The 19099-nt window shown below is 60.5% G+C and carries 18 protein-coding genes and 1 tRNA gene; 14 read left to right on the top strand and 5 right to left on the bottom strand.

Features of this window, described 5'->3' with window-relative positions:
• Positions 1-13: 13 nt before the first annotated feature.
• Positions 14-1084, top strand: coding sequence for a uroporphyrinogen decarboxylase (gene hemE / locus CWI75_RS02480; protein WP_101519864.1), 1071 nt, complete (start codon positions 14-16; stop codon positions 1082-1084).
• On the opposite strand, the gene cysE is transcribed toward hemE, so the two are convergent.
• Positions 1081-1902 (bottom strand): serine O-acetyltransferase, encoded by an 822-nt coding sequence (gene cysE / locus CWI75_RS02475; RefSeq protein ID WP_101519863.1) that lies wholly within the window; start codon positions 1900-1902, stop codon positions 1081-1083. The two genes, hemE and cysE, sit on opposite strands and share 4 nt — an antisense overlap.
• 41 nt (positions 1903-1943) lie before the next feature.
• Positions 1944-2624 carry a tRNA (guanine(46)-N(7))-methyltransferase TrmB gene (gene trmB / locus CWI75_RS02470; RefSeq protein ID WP_241521043.1) on the bottom strand — a complete coding sequence of 227 codons (681 nt, stop codon included), beginning with the start codon at positions 2622-2624 and terminating at the stop codon, positions 1944-1946.
• A 125-nt stretch (positions 2625-2749) separates the two neighbouring features.
• On the opposite strand from trmB, the gene CWI75_RS02465 reads away from it, so the two are divergent.
• A complete protein-coding gene (locus tag CWI75_RS02465) occupies positions 2750-3484 on the top strand; it encodes an acyltransferase (protein WP_101519861.1) in 735 nt (244 codons plus the stop codon).
• Here CWI75_RS02465 and CWI75_RS02460 read toward each other — a convergent pair.
• Positions 3476-4462 carry a serine/threonine protein kinase gene (locus tag CWI75_RS02460; RefSeq protein WP_101520101.1) on the bottom strand — a complete coding sequence of 329 codons (987 nt, stop codon included), beginning with the start codon at positions 4460-4462 and terminating at the stop codon, positions 3476-3478. The genes CWI75_RS02465 and CWI75_RS02460 overlap by 9 nt on opposite strands.
• 38 nt (positions 4463-4500) lie before the next feature.
• Entirely contained in the window at positions 4501-5241 is a 741-nt protein-coding gene (locus CWI75_RS02455) for a ComF family protein (protein ID WP_101519860.1), read from the bottom strand.
• Positions 5242-5315: 74 nt separating this feature from the next.
• Here CWI75_RS02455 and bioB point away from each other — a divergent pair, with 74 nt between their 5' ends.
• The 8 genes from bioB (at position 5316) to CWI75_RS02415 (ending at position 12722) form a co-directional block, all read left to right on the top strand.
• A complete protein-coding gene (gene bioB / locus CWI75_RS02450) occupies positions 5316-6359 on the top strand; it encodes a biotin synthase BioB (RefSeq protein ID WP_101519859.1) in 1044 nt (347 codons plus the stop codon).
• 17 nt (positions 6360-6376) lie between these two features.
• A complete protein-coding gene (bioF, locus tag CWI75_RS02445; protein ID WP_101519858.1) occupies positions 6377-7543 on the top strand; it encodes an 8-amino-7-oxononanoate synthase in 1167 nt (388 codons plus the stop codon).
• On the top strand, positions 7536-9116 hold the full coding sequence (gene bioC, locus CWI75_RS02440; RefSeq protein ID WP_101519857.1) for a malonyl-ACP O-methyltransferase BioC: 1581 nt from the start codon (positions 7536-7538) through the stop codon (positions 9114-9116). Before bioF ends, bioC begins: the two co-directional genes overlap by 8 nt.
• Entirely contained in the window at positions 9113-9784 is a 672-nt protein-coding gene (gene bioD / locus CWI75_RS02435) for a dethiobiotin synthase (protein ID WP_101519856.1), read from the top strand. Before bioC ends, bioD begins: the two co-directional genes overlap by 4 nt.
• Before the next feature lie 89 nt (positions 9785-9873).
• Positions 9874-10374, top strand: a complete 501-nt coding sequence (locus CWI75_RS02430; protein WP_241521042.1) for a high-potential iron-sulfur protein — start codon at positions 9874-9876, stop codon at positions 10372-10374.
• A 144-nt stretch (positions 10375-10518) separates the two neighbouring features.
• Entirely contained in the window at positions 10519-12318 is a 1800-nt protein-coding gene (locus CWI75_RS02425) for an acyl-CoA dehydrogenase C-terminal domain-containing protein (protein ID WP_101519855.1), read from the top strand.
• A 36-nt stretch (positions 12319-12354) separates the two neighbouring features.
• Positions 12355-12576 carry a DUF3094 family protein gene (locus CWI75_RS02420; RefSeq protein ID WP_101520099.1) on the top strand — a complete coding sequence of 74 codons (222 nt, stop codon included), beginning with the start codon at positions 12355-12357 and terminating at the stop codon, positions 12574-12576.
• A gap of 69 nt (positions 12577-12645) precedes the next feature.
• A tRNA-Pro gene (locus CWI75_RS02415) sits at positions 12646-12722 on the top strand.
• A 100-nt stretch (positions 12723-12822) separates the two neighbouring features.
• On the opposite strand, the gene CWI75_RS02410 is transcribed toward CWI75_RS02415, so the two are convergent.
• Positions 12823-13620, bottom strand: coding sequence for an META domain-containing protein (locus CWI75_RS02410; RefSeq protein WP_101519854.1), 798 nt, complete (start codon positions 13618-13620; stop codon positions 12823-12825).
• A 407-nt stretch (positions 13621-14027) separates the two neighbouring features.
• Here CWI75_RS02410 and CWI75_RS02405 point away from each other — a divergent pair, with 407 nt between their 5' ends.
• From CWI75_RS02405 to CWI75_RS02390, 4 genes are all read left to right on the top strand, one after another.
• Entirely contained in the window at positions 14028-14174 is a 147-nt protein-coding gene (locus CWI75_RS02405) for an ABC transporter substrate-binding protein (RefSeq protein WP_101519853.1), read from the top strand.
• 198 nt (positions 14175-14372) lie between these two features.
• Positions 14373-16871 carry an EAL domain-containing protein gene (locus CWI75_RS02400; protein WP_101519852.1) on the top strand — a complete coding sequence of 833 codons (2499 nt, stop codon included), beginning with the start codon at positions 14373-14375 and terminating at the stop codon, positions 16869-16871.
• A gap of 28 nt (positions 16872-16899) precedes the next feature.
• Complete coding sequence (locus CWI75_RS02395) at positions 16900-18618, top strand: DUF7125 family protein (RefSeq protein WP_101519851.1); 1719 nt, start codon at positions 16900-16902, stop codon at positions 18616-18618.
• Positions 18615-18917 carry a circadian clock KaiB family protein gene (locus CWI75_RS02390; RefSeq protein WP_101519850.1) on the top strand — a complete coding sequence of 101 codons (303 nt, stop codon included), beginning with the start codon at positions 18615-18617 and terminating at the stop codon, positions 18915-18917. The genes CWI75_RS02395 and CWI75_RS02390 overlap by 4 nt, the downstream gene beginning before the upstream one ends.
• Positions 18918-19099 lie beyond the last annotated feature (182 nt).

Here is a 19099-nt window from a genome sequence, read left to right as displayed (position 1 = left end):
GACTGGAGTAATTGTGACTGAACTGAAGAATGACCGCCTCCTGCGTGCCCTGCAGCGCCAGAGTGTTGATCGCACCCCGATCTGGATGATGCGCCAGGCGGGTCGCTACCTGCCCGAGTACCGCGCTACCCGGGAGCAGGCGGGTTCATTCCTGGATCTGTGCAAAAATGCCGAGCTTGCCTGCGAAGTGACCATGCAGCCGTTGCGCCGCTACCCGATGGATGCCGCCATCCTGTTCAGCGATATCCTGACGGTGCCGGATGCCCTTGGCCTGGGCCTGTATTTTGAGGAGGGCGAAGGCCCCCGGTTTCGCAAAACGGTGCGTAGCGAGGAGGATCTGGCGGGTCTCAATACCTTCAAGGCTGCGGATGATCTGTCCTATGTCATGAACGCGGTACGCACTATCCGGCGCGAGCTGAATGGTTCGGTGCCGCTGATCGGGTTTTCCGGCAGTCCCTGGACGCTGGCGACCTATATGGTGGAAGGCGGCTCGTCCAAGGATTTCAGCCAGGTCAAGCGGATGGCCTATGACCGTCCGGAACTCATGCACCAGCTGCTGGCACTGCTGGCGGATGCCGTGGCCGATTACCTGACCGAACAGGTTCATGCCGGCGCCCAGGCGCTGCAGATATTTGATACCTGGGGCGGTGCTCTGACCGCTGCCGGCTACAAGGAGTTTTCACTCAAGTACATGCAGCGGATAATCAGTCGTCTGCCCAAAGAGGCCGATGGTCGCAAGGTGCCGGTAATCGTCTTTACCAAGGGCGGGGGCCAGTGGCTGCCGGCAATCGCCGACTGTGGCGCGCAGGCGGTCGGTATCGACTGGACAACCGACATCGCGACTGCCCGAGGGCTGGTGGGTGGCCAGGTGGCGCTGCAGGGCAACATGGATCCCACGATGCTATATGCGTCTCCAGCGCGCATACGCGAGGAGGTGGCCACTATCCTGGCGGGATACGGGCATGGGCCGGGCCACATTTTCAACCTGGGTCATGGTATTACTCCGGGAATAAACCCGGACCATGTCAGTGCCTTTGTGGATGCGGTTCTGGAGCTTTCGCCCCAGTACCACAGCGCCAGCTAGCAGGGATTCTGGCGGCTCGCTTCGGCGTCGTCGCAGCAGAAATCGTGATCCATCTCCAGCGCCGGTGACTGCGAGGAGGGCCGGCCGACGATTTTAGCCGGCACACCCGCCACGGTGGTGTGCGGCGGTACATCCTCGAGTACCACACTGCCTGCGCCCACCTTGGCGCCGTGGCCTACCCTGATATTACCCAGGATCTTGGCGCCGGCGCTGATGAGTACCCCGTTACCGATCTTCGGATGGCGGTCACCTTCAATCTTGCCGGTACCACCGAGCGTTACTGACTGCAGGATTGACACATTGTTGCCAACTACCGCCGTTTCGCCAATGACCAGGCCGGTGGCATGATCCAGCATGATCCCGTGACCGAGGGTGGCCGCGGGATGAATGTCGACCGCAAATTCCGCCGAGACCCTGTTCTGGAAGAACAGGGCCAGGGAATGGCGGCCCTGCTTCCACAACCAGTGTGCAACACGGTGTGTCTCCAGGGCGTGGAAGCCCTTGAAGTACATGAAGGGGATGTACAGCTCGTGGCAGGCTGAGTCTCGCTCCTCAACCGCCAGCAGGTCTGCGCGTATTGTCTTGCGCAGGCAGTTGTCACTTTCAAAGGCCTCCAGAATAACCTCTCGCAGCAACAGGGCCGACGCAGTGGGGCTGTCCAGCTGGCTGGCCAGGTGAAAGCTCAACGCGCACTCAAGGTTGTCGTGGTTGAGGATGGTCGCATGCAGGAAACTCGCCAGAACCGGCTCCTCCGCCGCGTGCTGCGCTGTTTCCCTGAATATACGCTCCCATACGGGATCAACTTTTCTGGATGGCATAGGTGCTCCTTTTGACAGCGCTTACTGTAGCGTATTCCCGGCTAATCTGGAATGTCAGAGACCGGGAGCCGGTGCTCCGCCCGAGTGCCACCGGGGCCGGTGGAACAGTATTGCCAGAGAATCTGGCCACTGCTGTGGTATTTTTTTTCAAACAGGGTCAACGGCGGCTGTACGGGTAATTCACGGACGATTCCCCGCACCCCCGCCAAATGTAGCGAGACGCCAAACTCTTCAACATACAGTTGCCAGTTGGAGCGCAGTTCCAGGATGCCGCCCAGCGCCACCAGTTCCCGAAACGCGGGGTGACCATGAACCCTGCGCTGCAAGTGCCGTGCTTTGGGCCAGGGGTTTGGGTACAGCAGGTAGTGGTAATCAACCTCCACACCCGCCGCGAGCAACTGGCGCCAGATTGGCTCACACTCGGCCTGCAGCAACAGATAACCGGTCCCATCCGGATTCTGGTGTTTGTGCAGGCGATGGCCGGAACGGTCTATGCCGACCACCAGATGCCGGGGATGCCTGGCTGCCAGCAGGGCGGTACTCATTCCGGTACCGCAAAAGGAGTCCAGCACCAGCGGCCTGGGGTCTGCGGCCAGAATCCGCGCCAGCGCGTGCCAGGCCTCGGTGTTATGTGATGCCGTGGGACTGCGGTGAGGGTGCTGCAGATGGCGCAGTACTATCTCCGCCAGCCGCGGGTGCAGGCCCTGCTGATTGCTGGTCACGGCTCTTGAATGCACTTGCAAGGTCGGCGGGCTCCTGTAACAGTAACGGGCGGCACGAGAGTAGCCGTGCCACCGTCGCCATGATAAAGGCCATCGTGGCAGCAACCAACCATTGGAGATTGTGCATGGTCAAGGATCTGCGACCGTACTGGCTGAAGAAAACCTATCTGCGCTTCCGCAGCTGGTATACGGATTATTATCTGCGGCCGCGCTGCGCTTACCTGGGCCCCTATCACACTGTAATGAAGCCGTGGTATGTGCATATTTCCGGTGTCAATATTCATATCGGCCGCAGCTTTACCGCTATTGGCGAGCCGATGCATCGTGTTGAAATCGGCGTGTGGGGTCGCGAAGAGGGGCAAGGCCGTATCCGGATTGGCGACTGTGTGTTGATGAGTCCGGGTGCCCGTCTCAGCGCCAGCGACGAAATTGTTATCGGCGACGGGGTGATGATAGCCAATGGCGCCTATGTGACAGACTCCGACTGGCATACTCTCTATGATCGTGTTGCCCGGCCGGAGCAGCCCACTCCCGTACATATTGGCGATAACGTGTGGCTGGGCGACCACGCCACGGTGCTGAAGGGCGTTACCATCGGTGCCAATAGTGTGGTGGCCGCGCGCGCGGTAGTGAGCCGGGATGTGCCGGCGAACGTTGTGGTCGCGGGGAACCCGGCCAAAGTGGTCAAGGAGCTGGACCCGACCCTGGGATTCAGGACCCGTATGGACCTGTTCAGCGACCCGGCCGGGCTGGAACAATTTTTTGATGGCGTTGACCGGGAGGTACTGTCCACCAACAGTACGCTGCGCTGGCTCTGGTCGGTGCTGTATCCCGCTTCTGCAGCGCGGCGCTCAGAGTAGCACCAGCGGCTCTTCGTCCAGGGCTGACATCTGCTCGCGCAACTCCAGAATGTGATTCGCCCAGTAGCGTTCGGTGTTGAACCAGGTAAAGCTGCGCGGAAATGCCGGGTCACTCCAGCGGCGTGCCAGCCAGGCGGCATAGTTGATCACCCTGAGGGTGCGCAGGCTTTCTATCCAGCGCAGCTGGCGCGGCTCAAAATCAAAAAATTCATTGTAGCCCTCTACCAGTTCCGCCAGTTGCAGCTGGCGCTCGTGACGCTCGCCACTCAGGCACATCCACAGATCCTGGATTGCCGGCGCCATGCAGCAATCATCCAGGTCAACAAAGTGTGCGCAGTCGTCACGCCAGAGGATATTGCCTATGTGGCAGTCGCCGTGCACCCGTATCAGGTCCTTGCTGCCAACCTGGCCATAGATCGCCCGTACCCGTTCCAGCAGGTCCAGGGTCAGTGAGCTGTAGGCGGGCACCAGGTCGCGGGGGATGAAGCCCTCCGCAAGCAGGAACTCACGGTTCCGGGTCAGCATGTCGTCTATCGCGAGGGTCGGGCGGTGCTGGAAACGGCTCGCCGCGCCAACCCCGTGAATGCGTCCCAGGGTACGTCCCAGCACCAGTAGGCTGTCCATGTTGTCCAGCTCAGGGGGATGGCCGCCCCGGCGCGGAAACAGGGCAAAGCGAAACCCTTCAAACTGGTGCAGGCTGGTCCCCTGTGCATCGACCATGGGCGCAACTACGGAGATTTCCGCGTCCTGCAATTCCAGGCTGAAGGAGTGTTCTTCCTGTATCTGCTCATCGCTCCAGCGGCCGGGCCGGTAGAATTTGGCGATGATCGGGGTCGCATCCTCTATCCCCACCTGGTACACGCGGTTTTCGTAACTATTGAGCGCCAATAGCCGCGCATCGCAGTGGAACCCGGCGGACTCGACAGCATCAATTACGCGGTCCGGGGTGAGCCTGTCATAGGGGTGTTCGGCGTGAATCACAGCGCGGGCTCCGGATATTTAAAAGCGGCAGTGTATCAGTGTCCAGGCGCGGGCGTACGTGCCAGGCACCAAAGCTGTACATCTTTGGCGCCGGCCTGCTTGAGTACGGTAGCCAGTGCTGCGGCGGTTGTGCCGGTGGTCATGACGTCATCAATGAGCGCGACGCGCAGGCCGCGGGCATCGCAGCGGATCCCAAAAGCCGCTGTCAGGTTGCGGCTGCGTTCCCGGGCGTTGAGCCCTGCCTGCGCCGGGGTGGCGCGTATGCGTCTGAGGCCATTGGCCCGCAAGGGAGTAGCTGCCAGATTTGGCGCCTGCTTTTGCAGGGCATGTCCCAACAGGGCGGCCTGGTTAAAGCCGCGCCACAGCTGCCGTCGCCAGTGCAGGGGTACCGGCAGCAGCAGGTCCCGATCCAATGGCTGCGCCAGGACGGCGTGACCCAGCCATAGCGAAGCCAGTAGCGGCGTGAGGCGGCGCTGGCGCTGGAATTTCCAGCGCTGGATCAGGTGGGCGATGTGGTCCTCGTAGATCAGGGGTGCGACAACCCGGTCAAAGGGGGGTGGCTGGCTTTGGCACGGTCCGCAGAGCGGTGCTTCGCCGCTGTTTCCCGGTTCCCATGCCAAGGGCAGGGCACAGCGGCGACAACAGTGTTCATTCAGCTGGAACTGCCTGCTGCAGTCCACACACAGGGGCAGTGGGTCATGGCTGCGCAGCTGGCACAGTACACAGTATTGCGGGAATACTGATTCCAGTAGTTGATGTGCTTGGGTGTTAACCAATGCAGGCGTCCAGGGTTGACAGTGGTGGGTGTTCGCTTATCATGTGTGGCTGTTTACCCTGATGTGAGATTGTCATGCCCCTTGCTGCCGCCAAAACCCGTCACGACTGGTCCCGCCGGGAAATTGAAGCCCTGTTTGAGCTGCCCTTCAACGACCTGCTGTTCCAGGCACAGGGTGTACATCGGGCCCATTTTGACCCGAACGAGGTGCAGGTAAGCACATTACTTTCCATCAAAACCGGTGCCTGTCCGGAAGACTGTGCCTACTGTCCCCAGAGCAACCGCTACGATACCGGGCTGGAAACGGAAAAACTGATGGCGGTGGAGAAGGTGCTGGAACAGGCGCAGGCTGCCCTGGACAGCGGCGCCACCCGCTTCTGCATGGGTGCCGCCTGGCGTTCCCCCAAGGCGCGGGATATGCCCTACGTGGTCGCCATGGTCAAGGGTGTCCGTGAATTGGGCCTGGAAAGCTGCATGACCCTGGGTATGCTTACCGAAGACCAGGCCAGCGAGCTCGCCTCGGCCGGGCTTGATTATTACAACCACAATCTCGACACCTCGCCTGAGTACTACGGCGAAGTCATTACCACCCGCACCTACAAGGATCGCCTCGACACCCTGGGGCACGTTCGCGAAGCGGGCATGAAGATCTGCAGCGGGGGCATTGTCGGCATGGGTGAGACCCAGCGTGACCGCGCCGGCCTGTTACAGCAGCTGGCCAACCTGCCTGAACACCCGGAAAGTGTACCGATCAACATGCTGGTGCGGGTTGAGGGTACCCCCCTGGCCGCGGAAGAAGACCTGGATCCGTTCGATTTTATCCGTACCATCGCGGTGGCGCGCATTCTCATGCCCGCTTCCCACGTGCGTCTGTCCGCGGGGCGTGAGGAGATGAACGAGCAGATGCATGCGCTGGCCTACTTTGCCGGCGCCAACTCGATCTTCTATGGCGAGAAGCTGCTGACCACTCCCAATCCGCAGGCGAACAAGGACATGACCCTGTTCGGGCGTCTTGGTATTCGCCCGGAGCAGCGCCAGGTAGACCGTGAACCGGAAGTGCCTTCGCCGGACTTCTACGATGCCACCCGCAGCGCAGCAGCGCTGCAGTCCGCTCACTAGCGCCGCCCGCGATTTCCGTGGAGGCTTTTCCGCAACGCCTCCGGGCGCTGCTGGATGAACGCCACGCGACCGGTCTGTATCGCCAGTGCCTGACCCTCGAATCCGCGCAGGGTCCACTGGTGCGCCTCGATGGGCGCGACTATCTCAATTTCTGCAGCAATGACTACCTCGGGCTGGCCGCGCATCCGCGCATCGTTGCCAGCCTGCGCGAAGCGGCAACAACCTGGGGGGTAGGTAGTGGCGCCTCGCATCTCGTGTGTGGCCACAGTGCCCCCCACCGCGAGCTGGAAGAAGCCCTGGCGGAGTTTACCGGTCGTCCCCGTGCACTGCTGTTCTCCAGTGGCTATGCCGCCAATACGGGTGTATTGCAGGCACTGCTAAAACCGGGAGACACGGTGCTCCAGGACCGCCTCAATCACGCTTCGCTACTGGACGGGGGGCTGCACAGCGGCGCCCGCTTCCGTCGCTTTGCGCACAATGACTGCGATGCCCTGGCACGCAGGCTGGCCCAGGCTGAAGGTCCCACCCTGGTGGCCGTTGATGGCGTGTTCAGCATGGATGGCGACAGTGCACCTTTGGAGGAGCTGGCGCGCCTGTGCAGTGAACAGGAAGCCTGGTTGATGGTGGACGACGCCCACGGGTTTGGTGTGCTCGGCGCCAACGGTGCCGGCAGTGTTGCCGCCGCGGGGCTGAATGAAACACAAGTCCCGATTTTGATGGCGACACTGGGCAAGGCCCTGGGTACTTCAGGCGCTTTTATCGCCGGCAGTGAATTGCTGATCGAGGCGCTCATCCAGAGTACCCGCAACTACATTTACACCACCGCCATGCCCCCTGCCATTGCCGCGGCCAGTGTTACCGCACTGGCGGTATTGCGCGAAGAAGCCTGGCGCCGGGACCACCTGGGGGATCTCATTACCCTGTTCCGCGCGGGAGCAAAAGCCCTGGGACTGCCCCTGATGGCGTCGACAAGTGCCATTCAGCCTTTATTGGTGGGTGACGCAGGGCAAGCCATGTTGCTGAGCCAGCGCTTGCGTGAACAGGGTCTCCTGATCAGTGCCATTCGCCCGCCAACAGTCGCCGCGGGAACCTCGCGCCTGCGTATTACCCTGAGTGCTGCGCACGATAGCGCCCAGGTCGAGCGCCTGCTGGCCACTCTGGGCGATCTCTGGCCCCATGCCTGAGCCCGCGCCGCGCCTGGAATACCTGCCCGCCACCGGGTCCGCGCATGCTGACCTGGTGTTGTTGCACGGCTGGGGAGGCAGCGCCGACGTATGGCGGCCTCTTCTGGCCAGTTTGCGCTCCTGGGCCAATGTCAGCCTGATCGACTGGCAGCCGGCGCAAGGGCCCACGGAAACCGCCCTGGCTGCGTTGATTGATGAGATTCTTCGGCTGGCGCCGGAGCGGGCTGTCTATGTGGGCTGGTCCCTGGGTGGCCAGCTGGCGGCGACACTCGGGCATGCCGCGCCGCAACGGGTAGCGGCAGTAATGACCGTGGCCAGTAATCCGCATTTTGTCGTCGAGCAGGATTGGCCGGGCATGCCCACTGCGCAGTTCAGGGCATTCGAGACCCTGGCAACAACAGCGCCGGCCAAAGCGTTGAAAAAATTCGATAGCCTCCAGGCCCTGGGCGCCGAAGATGAACGCAGCCTGTCCCGGGAGCTATCGCGGCTGGGTGGTCACTGGACTCAACCGGCACTATGTGCGGGCCTGACATGGCTGGCAACGGTGGATACGCGGCCGTTGCTGCGCCGTTTGGCGGTGCCACAGTTACACCTGCTGGCCGCCGCGGATGCTTTGCTGCCAGAGCCGCTGGCGCCTGCCCTGGAGTCGCTGCTGGCGGATATTCCGACCGCTGCGGTGCGCACGCTCGAGAGTGGCAGTCACGCCCTGCCGTTAACAGCCGTGTCGGCTATTGCCCGGGCACTCTCCAGCCTTGCCCTTCCCGGTACAGCCGGTATTGCAGCGCTACCCGGCCCGGTTGCCAAGCGTGATATAGCCGCCTCTTTCAGTCGGTCGGCAGCACAATATGATAGCGTTGCCGCCTTGCAGCGTGATGTTGGTGAACGTTTGCTTACCCGATTGGGTAGAGAAAACATCGCCCCCGCCACTGTGCTGGACCTGGGCTGCGGCACGGGCTATTTTCAGCCGGCTCTGCAGTCCCGTTATCCCGAAGCCCGTTACCTGGGGATGGATCTCGCCGCCGGTATGATCGACTATGCCCGCGTCCATCATCCCGGACCCGCGGTCTGGGCACAGGGCGATGCCGAGGCCCTGCCACTGGCAGCCGGTTCCACAGGGCTTGTGTTCAGCAGCCTGGCGTTCCAGTGGTGCTATCGTCCGGAGTTGTTGTTCGCCGAACTGGCGCGGGTCTTGCAGCCTGGTGCGGTATGCCTGTTTGCCACCCTCGGTCCCGCAACTTTGCAGGAACTGCGACGCGCCTGGGCCGCAGTAGATGCCGGACAGCACGTTAATACCTTTCTCCCGATGGCCGCCCTGCAGGCTGCAGCGGAGCAGACCCCGGGCGTAGGCCTGCAGTTGCACAGCGAGCATATCGTGATGCGTTACCAGAAGGTGGGTGATCTGCTGGGGGAGCTTAAAACCCTGGGTGCCCACAACATGAACAGCGCCCGCTCCGGCGGGCTGACCGGCCGTTCCCGCCTGGCCGCAATGATTCGCGCCTATGAAGACTGCCGTGAGGACGAGGGCCTGCCCGCAACCTACGAAGTGGTTTTCGGGCGGTTGGAGAAACCATGACTAAAACGTTTTTTGTGACCGGCACCGACACGGAAGTGGGTAAAACTGCGGTCAGTTGCGCGCTGCTCCATGCTGCCGGTGCTCAGGGCCTGGTTACCGCCGCGGTCAAGCCGGTCGCCGCCGGCTGCGACAGTAAGGGCCATAACGAGGACGCGCTGGCCCTGCAGGCCGCCATGACCCTGAAGCTTCCCTATGCCCAGGTGAATCCGGTTGCACTGATACCGGCCATCGCGCCCCATATTGCCGCGGCCCAGGCCGGGCGCCGACTGGAAGCCTCGCGCCTGGCGGGCCTGTGCCGGGGTGTAATGAGCAGCGGTGCGGACTTCGTACTGGTAGAAGGCGCCGGGGGCTGGCGTGTGCCGCTGGGGCCCAGGGAAACCCTGGCAGATGTTGCCATAGCACTGGGTGCTGATGTGATCATGGTGGTCGCCATGCGCCTGGGCTGCATCAATCACGCCCTGCTGACCGCGGAGGCAATTCAGGCGGACGGCCTGCATCTGGCGGGCTGGGTGGCCAACCAGCCGGGCCCTGCGATGGCCTGCCATCAGGAAAACCTGGACACATTGCGACAACTCCTGCCGGCTCCGCTACTTGGCGAGATTCCGCACTTGTCACCGTTCACACCGGCATCGGCATCCCGGTATGTTGATTTGAAAGAGCTTCTCTAGAGACCATTCGGTTCGCGCAAATTATCTGGAGCATGGCGCCAGAGCGACTACACTCCTGAAACACCCGATGATCTAGCAGGAGACCGGAAATGGACAATCATGAGACAACTGTTGAGGCTCGCCGGCGCTTTATTGCGCTCGTGGGGGGTAGCGTGCTGCTGACGCCGCTGGTTGGACTGACAGGCTGCGGCGGTGATGAAGAGGCAGGCGCACCGGTGGCGGGAGATGGCGGCAGCACCTCGGGGATGGAACCAGATCAATCCACAGGTGAGCAGCCAACGGAAAGCTCCGCTGCCGATGCCGATGCCGATGCCGCTGACGCGCAGGCCGGGTCGCAGGACGCGAGTGCTAACGAGACCCAGCCCAAACTCAGTGAGGATTCCCCTCAGGCCAAACGTCTGGCGTATGTTCACGACGCGGACGATGTAATAGCGAGCGAGCAGCCGCGTTACGAGGAGGGTCAGCAATGCACCAATTGCCAGCTCTACCAGGGAACGCCGGACGACGAATGGGCCGGATGCCCGTTGTTTGCGGGCAAACTGGTAAAGGGGACCGGCTGGTGCAACGCTTATGCCCCAAGGTCCGGTTGATTGCGCCGGAATAAGCGAAAACCGGGCACTACTTCAAGTCAATGATTCCCATTATTTAATGTAAAACCTGTTTGACTTCGGTGTATTTTCGCGGAGAATGTGAGCGCTGATTACATATCTGTGAAAAACCCGCGAGGAACGTCCATGCCAGCCTATAAAGCCCCCCTTAGGGATATCCGTTTCGTGATGAACGAATTGCTGGAATCCGAGGCGCTCTATCAAAGCCTGCCCGGCTATGAAGAGGCCACCGCAGACCTGATGGACGCCATTATCGAAGAGGGCGCCAAATTTGCGGAGAACGTGCTTTCGCCACTCAATGAGAGCGGCGACGAAGAGGGCTGCACCTGGAGTGAGCAGGGTGTTACTACCCCTGCAGGTTTCCCGGAAGCCTACCAGCAGTATGTGGAGAATGGCTGGCCGGCACTGTCTGCCGGTACCGAATTTGGTGGCCAGGGCATGCCCAACCTGCTGGGCATCGTGGTCAACGAGCTGGCGGGCACCGCCAACTGGTCCTGGTTGATGTACCCCGGCCTGAGCCTCGGTGCCGTCAAGACAATCGATGCACACGGTGATGACGCCCAAAAGCAGAAATACCTCACCCGGCTGGTTGAAGGCGGCTGGACAGGTACCATGTGCCTGACCGAAGCCCAGTGCGGCAGTGACCTTGGCCTGCTGCGCACCAAGGCAGAGCCGCAGGCGGATGGGACTTATGCCATCACCGGCACCAAGATTTTCATCAGCGCCGGCGAGCACGATATGGCCGAAAACATCGTGCATATTGTGTTGGCGCGACTGCCCGATGCGCCTGCGGGCACCAAGGGAATTTCGCTGTTTATCGTGCCCAAGTTCAAGGTTGAGGACGACGGTTCCCTGGGCGAGCGCAATGCACTGCAGTGTGCCTCCATCGAGAAAAAGATGGGCATCAAGGGTTCGGCGACCTGTGTGATGAACTTTGACGGTGCCACCGGTTACCTCATCGGACCCCCGAACAGGGGCCTCAACTGCATGTTCACCTTCATGAACATTGCCCGTATCGGTACCGCCATCCAGGGCCTGGCCCATGCTGAACTGACTCTCCAGGGTTCGCTGGCCTACGCCCGTGACCGCCTGGCCATGCGCAGTCTCAGTGGACCCAAAAACCCTGACGGCGCGGCAGACCCCATCATCGTACATCCGGATGTACGCCGCATGCTGCTCACCCAGAAGGCTTTTGCCGAGGGTAACCGGGCGTTCATCTATTTCCTGTCCCAGCAGGCCGACATTGTGGATGCCGGTACCGAAGAGCAGGCCAAAGCGGCAGATGACCTGTTGGCCCTGCTGACACCGATAGCCAAGGCCTTCGCCACGGAAACCGGCTACGAGGCCGCCAATCTCGGTGTACAGATATACGGTGGCCACGGGTTTATCAAGGAATGGGGCATGGAGCAGATTGTGCGCGATGCACGCATCGCCACGTTGTACGAAGGCACCACCGGTATTCAGGCGCTAGACCTGATCGGGCGCAAGGTGCTGGGTTCCGGTGGCAAGCTGCTGACCGGCTTCACCGAACTGGTGGGGTCATTCTGTGACGCTCACAGTGACGAGGCGAGCGCCGAGTTCACCAGCGCTTTAAACTGCTACAAGGATGACTGGCTGGACCTGTCAATGAAGATCGGTGAGAAAGCCATGGCCAACCCCGACGAGGCAGGTGCCGCGGCAGTGGATTACCTGATGTACAGTGGGTACGTGGTCCTTGCCTATTTCTGGGCACGGATGGCGATACTGGCCAACAGCAAGATTGCAGCCGCCGACGGCGATACGTCGTTCTATGAGGCCAAGCTGATGACCGCCCGCTTCTACTACGGACGGATCCTGCCCCGCACCCTGGCGCACAAGCAGGCGCTGCTGTCCGGTTCCGATAATCTGATGGACATGCCTGAAGCACTGTTTGACGTACAGGGTTAGCAGCGCAGACAATAGCGTCGGGATTTCGAGAGGATGATGCACATGTCAGAGCAGAACAACCCGGCCCCGGATGCAGCTGGTGAAGGCCGCTTGTATCCGGAAGACCAGGCCAAAGTGGATGCCTTTGTGTCCCGCGGTATTAACTCGGTAGAACGCAAGCCATTCAGGCCCCTGCGTCTGGTGATTGTGCTGGTAGCCATTGTGACCGGGCTCAGCCTGTTCAGCCAATTGCTGGCGCGCTGGGCTGGAATCTACTGAAGCGGCGCGCAAGGCGCCGCTATTGGTTCCACAGGGTGACTCTGGTATATTTGCCGCCCTCGCAACATTCGGTGTGTGGCGCAGCCTGGTAGCGCACTTCCTTCGGGAGGAAGGGGTCGGAGGTTCGAATCCTCTCACACCGACCATCTACACCTGGTCTGTACCGGAGACATCCTTTACAGATTATACCGGCGCGCCGGCCGCCGAAGACATCTTTTGCACTTCCAACGTGAAAGGATATGCGCCTCAGCGCGACGCCTCAATAATCTCGCCATCGGAAGTGACCAGGTGCAACCGGTCGAAGGCGGGCGCCTCGAACCGGAAGGTTTTTTGCATGGCCTCGACGAAACGACTTTCCTGCTCCTGAACGCCGGGTCCGGCGCATGCCATCATGGTCGTCCCCAGCGAACTGAAGTTCAGCCCCTCCCCGGTCAGCTCGAATTTTCCGGTGAACCGGTTGCAGCCGGTCTGGCCGGCAACGCGACTGTCTTCGGCCACGAACTCGATGGTCGGAGCCGCGTTCTCCAGCACCGGCTCGCCTGCGATCGACGAGACTCGCCATTCGCCGCCCAGCAACAGATCTTCGGGCGCGCCGCCGCAGCCGTTCGACATTTCCCCGTCGAGCGCGTAACGCACCGTTGCCGGGTACGGCATGCCGCTCATGATGTCCCGGCAGATCGACGGTTCGATGAAAATCTCCAGTTCGTGATCGTCATTGGTCGTCCGGTAGTGCACAATGCCGCCGCTGATTGTTGGTTCGGCATGCGGAAAGCTCAATTGCCTGGTGCCGTAATTCTCAGTCAGCTCGATCGTCTGGTCGGTTATTCGCAGCTGCCAGGCCGGCTCCTGACCCTGGGCCGTGAACGGTGTCTCCGGCGCCTCGATGCGTCGGCACTCGGGTAGTCGCTCGCCGCGAACCGTCACCATGGCCCGGTCGCCCTTGTTCCAGAATTCGCAGGGCCCGGAGGACGAGCGTCCACTCTGCTCGCACCCGGCGATGAAAAGAATAACCGCTGTGGCGCAAAACAGGGATTGGCGTGTCATTGGGAGGTTCCTCTCACAGACGATCTACACCTGGGGGCACACTTTGGGGACAGGCTTGGCAGCCTCTTTCTTCAGGCTCGGCTGCATCGGTTCGTGGCGTCCGTTCCGCTGGGATTGCCCGCCCTGCCAGTGGTGAAACGACAACCAACTGCCCTGATGTCAACACAAGCGATGTTGGACATCGCGTGATTTCGGGGATATTATAGAACTATTTTTCGAATATTCTGGGGTATTAAAATCCTGATGCACTTTCCGGTCCAAGTGCGTTGGAGATCAAAAGGGTGCCGGACACGAATCGCGCTGTTGGTTTTGTGTTTCATCACGATGTGCAGTGGCTCTCTCCTCGCCAACGAGAGCTACCAGGGTCCCCTTCGCCTTTTCAACGTTGATTACCTCGGCGACCGACTATGGTCGCAGTGGAGCAGAACAGCTTCCGGCGCCATGGACTGGACATCGAAGTCAACCGCAGTGCCACTGGCAAGGAGACGTTGCAGGCTCTGCGCGCTGGAGAGGCAGATTTTGCACTTATGAGTATCACCCCGCTGGTCTGCTGAAGAATCCACCGACCCTATGATCATCGCGAGCATATCCTATTCTAATAACCTCAACGAGGTCGTGACCGTTGAGGGCAATGGCATCATTACCCCCTTGGATCGGCCATTCTTTTGGATAGAGTCTGCCCCCTTGCATGACGTAAATCCTCTACCCGTCCGGATTCCGGCTCACCCATCCCACGAACCAACGACTAATCCATGAGCCTCAGACGTCTTTCCCGGATCAGCATCATCGCCTGCCTGCTTGGTCTGGCGCTACTACTGATTGTCGGCACTAATAGCCTCAAGCAGATGCAGACCAAGCAAGAGGAGATCCTTGAGCTGATTGCAATACAAGGTCGTATCGATGCGCTCTCGGTGGGTAGTGATGCCATCCTGGTCAACCAGCCTCATCCAGCCTTGTGGACAGCCTTCCTTGGTCAAGCCAGGTCGATGCAACAGGCCTTGTCAGAAATGACCGAGCGATTTCCCAGTGCGCGCCGCGCCAGCCGCAATATCGACTACCTCATCAACGCCCTTGAGACAGCCACTGCCTCAGCCGCAGAGGTTACTGCCGATACTGCCCAGCCGACCATCCCCCTGCGCAGCCGGGTCATTATGAACCAGGTCGCTGGTTACGGCATCGCCCTGACTGGCGCTCTCGAGGAGGTTATCATCCAGCATCAGGCCCAGGTCGCCAGAGATGCAAACTGGATCGCTGCGGTCTTCGCCGGGGCGGCGACCGTATTCAGCGTTTTCTGTCTCGTTGGTTTCGGGCTCCTGTTCAAGCGAATCAATGGCCCTCTTCAAGCGCTTTCAAAAGCTGCCCGCCGGGTAGAGGGTGGCGAGTATGACGTTCGTGTCCCGGTGTCGGGGTCGGACGAATTCGCCGACGTCTCGAGGACCTTCAACCACATGCTCGACCAGCAGGGCGACATGGTCGAAGCCTTATCCAGCGCCCTGGCCAACAGCAGGGCGCTGATTAATTCGCTGCCCGCCCATATTGCGCTGCTGGATGGCGAGGGCAAGGTGGTCGATGTCAATGACCAATGGCGGCACTTCGGAACCTCTAATGAAAACCAGGATCCCGACTTTGGCGTCGGCAGTAATTACCTGTCGGTGTGTCGTGACGTCATTGGCGACTGCGCCGAGGAGGCGTTCGAAGCGGCCGATGGACTGCAGTCCGTGCTGGCGGGTGATCGCGACAGCTTCGCGCTCGAATATCCCTGCCATTCCCCGGACCAGCCGCGCTGGTTCCGCATGATGGCGACGCGACTGACCCCTGACAAGGAAACGGAAGGCATGCTCGGCGCAGTGGTGATGCACGTGGATATCACCGAACGCAAGCTGGCGGAACAGGAACTCAAGCTTCATGCCTACCAGGACCCGCTGACCGGCCTGGCCAATCGGCTGGGTTTCATCGAAGCCTTTGCGCGCCACACTGGCCAGCATGGCTGGAACCCCGAAGACACCATTGTCCTGCTGGACATCCGGGAGATGCGCAACGTCAACGAAGCACATGGTTACCATATCGGTGATCGTTTGCTGATCGAGTTGGCGCGTCGCCTTGAAGACCGCCTTTGGAACCGCACCCTGATCGGCCGTTTAAGCGGTGACCAGTTTATTGTCCTGCTGCCAGGTGGCCATGCATCTTCACCCCATGATCGTCTCGAGAAAGTGACTGACATCTTCCATCAGCCGGTGCAGCTTTCGGAAACTGTTATCGAGATTGCTGTAGACGGCGGCTTCACTCTGCTGGGCGAGAAGGAGCGCAGTGCCGAAGTCCTGCTACACGAGGTCGAGATCGCCCTCCATGAGAACCGCGGGCATGACAAGGGGGTGTTCCGTCTTTATGACAGTGAAATGTATCGACGGGCCCAGCAACGTATCAACCTGGCGAGGGAGCTTCGCCAGGCCCTGGAAGATGACCAGTTCGAGCTGCATTACCAGCCCAAGGTAGACCTCGCGACGGGCACAATGATTGGCTGCGAGGCGCTGATCCGCTGGATGCACCCGGATCGCGGCCTGCAGATGCCCGGTCAGTTCATACCAGTGGCCGAGCAGAGTCAGTTGATCGGTCCGATCGGCGATTGGGTGCTCTTCCAGGCGTGTCGAGACCTGCGGGAGTGGCAGGCGGCAAACCTGGATCTGGTCCGTGTGTCCGTGAACGTGTCAGTGGACCAGTTTCGACCGGGTGACTTCCCGGAGAAGGTGCGAGAAGCCCTCGAAATCCATGGTATCGATCCCGCGGCGCTGACGCTTGAGATCACGGAAAGTGTGTTCAGCGAGGAATCCGAGACGTTGAACCGACAACTCAATGACCTCCATCAGTTGGGCGTGAAGCTATCCCTGGACGATTTCGGCACAGGCTATTCATCGCTGCTCTACCTACAGCGATATCCCTTCGACGAAATCAAGATCGACATGGGGTTCGTGAGAGGCATTCTGGACAACGCATTCAACCGGAATATTGTTTCAATGATCCTGGGCATCAGCCAGGTGCTGGGGGCCGACATAGTTGCGGAAGGGGTAGAGAATGCCGCCGTGCGCGATGTGCTGCTTGAGCTGGGATGCCGGATCGGCCAAGGCTACCATTACAGCATGCCACTGGAAGTGGAAGACTTCCGCTGGTTGCTCGAGAAGCATTCCCGACTGCCCCTGACCCTGCACCCAGATGCCACTTCAAACTCAATGACGTCAGGGCGTAGCGCCCAATGACCATTGAATGCGCCTGCAAGGAGAATCGATGAACGAAACCGATGTGACTGAAGAACACGGCCTGGTCAAACGCGCCACCGGCATACACGACCTGGACATGGTCACCCACGGTGGCCTGCCAGCCGGTGGTGCTACGCTGATAATCGGCGAACCCGGCTGCGGCAAGACCATCATCGGCCTGCAGATTCTCGCCAGTGCCCTGGAACGCGGGGAAGGCGGGGTCTTCATGAGCTTCGAGGAGTCGCGCGAACAGATCCTGCGCAACGCCGATGCTTTCCGGTGGGGTCCAAAGCTACGGGAATCATCGCGCTGTGAGATCATCGACGGCCAATCGATGAGACAGGCCGAGTTCTCCGGGGCCTTCGACATTGAGGGCTTGCTCGCCGTGCTGGACCTGTGTGCCAGGCGTGTCGACGGCACCTGGATCGTTCTCGACGGCATTGATCAGCTACTGCGGCGCCAGCCGGACAGCCAAACGGCCATCGATCAGGTCGCCCAGCTCAACGACTGGTGTATTGAGCACCGGTATTCCCTGCTGCTGACCGGCAAGCAAATGGGTGACGATAACCCTCGGCCGGATTACCTCAACGGTATCGAGTTCATGCTGTCCACCATTCTGCGGGTATCCAGCACCCTCGTCGATAAGCGCCTCAACCGGCGTTTCCGCATCGCCAAGTACCGGGGCACCCGCCACAATCCCGATGAGCTCGCCATGCTGATCGACGATGCCGGCATCCATCTTCCCTACGCCGAGCCCATCGTCACCGAAGAGGTTCCGGCCGCTGGGGAGCGCATCGGTACTGGCATCAAGCGACTCGACAAGATCCTGGATGGCGGCATCTATCGCGGCTCGATTGTACTGGTTTCCGGCCAGCCCGGGACGTCCAAGACCACACTGGGGGCGGCCTTCCTGGCGGCAGCCGCCAAACGGGGCGAACGTGGCCTGCTGGTCAGCTTCGACGAGTTCGCCCGTCAGATCGTGCGCAATGTCGGCACTCTGGGCATTGACTTGCAGTCGCCCATCGACAGCGGCCACTTGAAAGTCCTCACCCGGGCTAGTTGGGCTGCTCTGGTCGAGGAACACTATGTGGCCATGCTGGAACTGATTAATAATTTCCAGCCAGATTGCCTGGTCATCGACCCCGCTTCAGCCCTGCTCAAGTCTTCCGGCGCCGATAGTGCTTTCCTTGCCCTGGAACGCCTGCTTACCGTGACACGTATCCGGGGCATCACCACGATGATCACCTCGCTATCCGAGGCCGATGACCCCTTCAACGAATCCACTTTAAGCCATGCCTCGACCCTCGCCGATACCTGGATTGTGCTGCGCTATCAGATCATTGGCGGAGAGCGCAATCGATCACTGACAGTAGTCAAGTCACGGGGAACAGCCCACTCGAATCAGGTCCGCGAAATGCTCCTGTCGACCAACGGTATTGAACTCGCCGATGTCTACCCTTACGGCAGCGATGTCCTGATGGGCACGGCACGCGCTCAGAAGGAAAGCGAGGAAGCCTCTCTACGACAACGCCAGCTCAAGGACCGCCTTCGCCAGCAGAATCGCCTGGCGCGGGACATCGACAAGACCCGCTCTATTATCCAGCAGGGACAGGAGGACCTTGAACGCCTGCAGGAAGAGCTGAAAGTCGAGCACAACGATGAGTCGGCGATCGACAATGAGGTGTATCGTCATGAACGACACATTGTGCGACGGCGTGATCCCAACGAAGGGGGGGCCAAAAAGTGAACCGCCCGCTTCCCGCAGAACGCCAGCATAACGACTCTCCGCTCATTCTTTTCGTGACCGGCGAGGCGCCCCGTTCCCGACGAGCTCATCTCAATCTGACAGCAGCGTTAGACGAAACTGGCATCGACGTCGCTCCGCCACGCGAGATTGACCTGCTAAGGGAACCACAAGAGGCAATCAGCTTCGACATCTTCGCCACGCCCGCCTTGTTGCACATAGAAGGGTCAGGACATCGTCGCGTGCTCTATGGAGACCTCTCTGATAAGCAAAGCCTGAAAGACTTTCTGTCGGCGCTCTGAGACCGGCACTGACAAGATTGGGTATCGTGTACAGCTCGGCCTGCGTAGAGCCGACGAGCTTCTCCATAAAGCCAGGGGACAGGGCCGCAGTCGTGCGGTTTGTGAGCCATATGCTGCGAAGCTCATAGTCCATAAATAACGGCCCTGTCAGCTACCATGGCCCGACCTCTGATTGATTTTCA

The organism is Kineobactrum sediminis (genome assembly GCF_002868715.1).
In the GTDB taxonomy this organism is placed as follows: domain Bacteria; phylum Pseudomonadota; class Gammaproteobacteria; order Pseudomonadales; family Halieaceae; genus Kineobactrum; species Kineobactrum sediminis.
The sequence above is the reverse complement of the archived record's forward strand: the minus strand, read 5'-3'. Positions and strand labels throughout refer to the sequence as shown.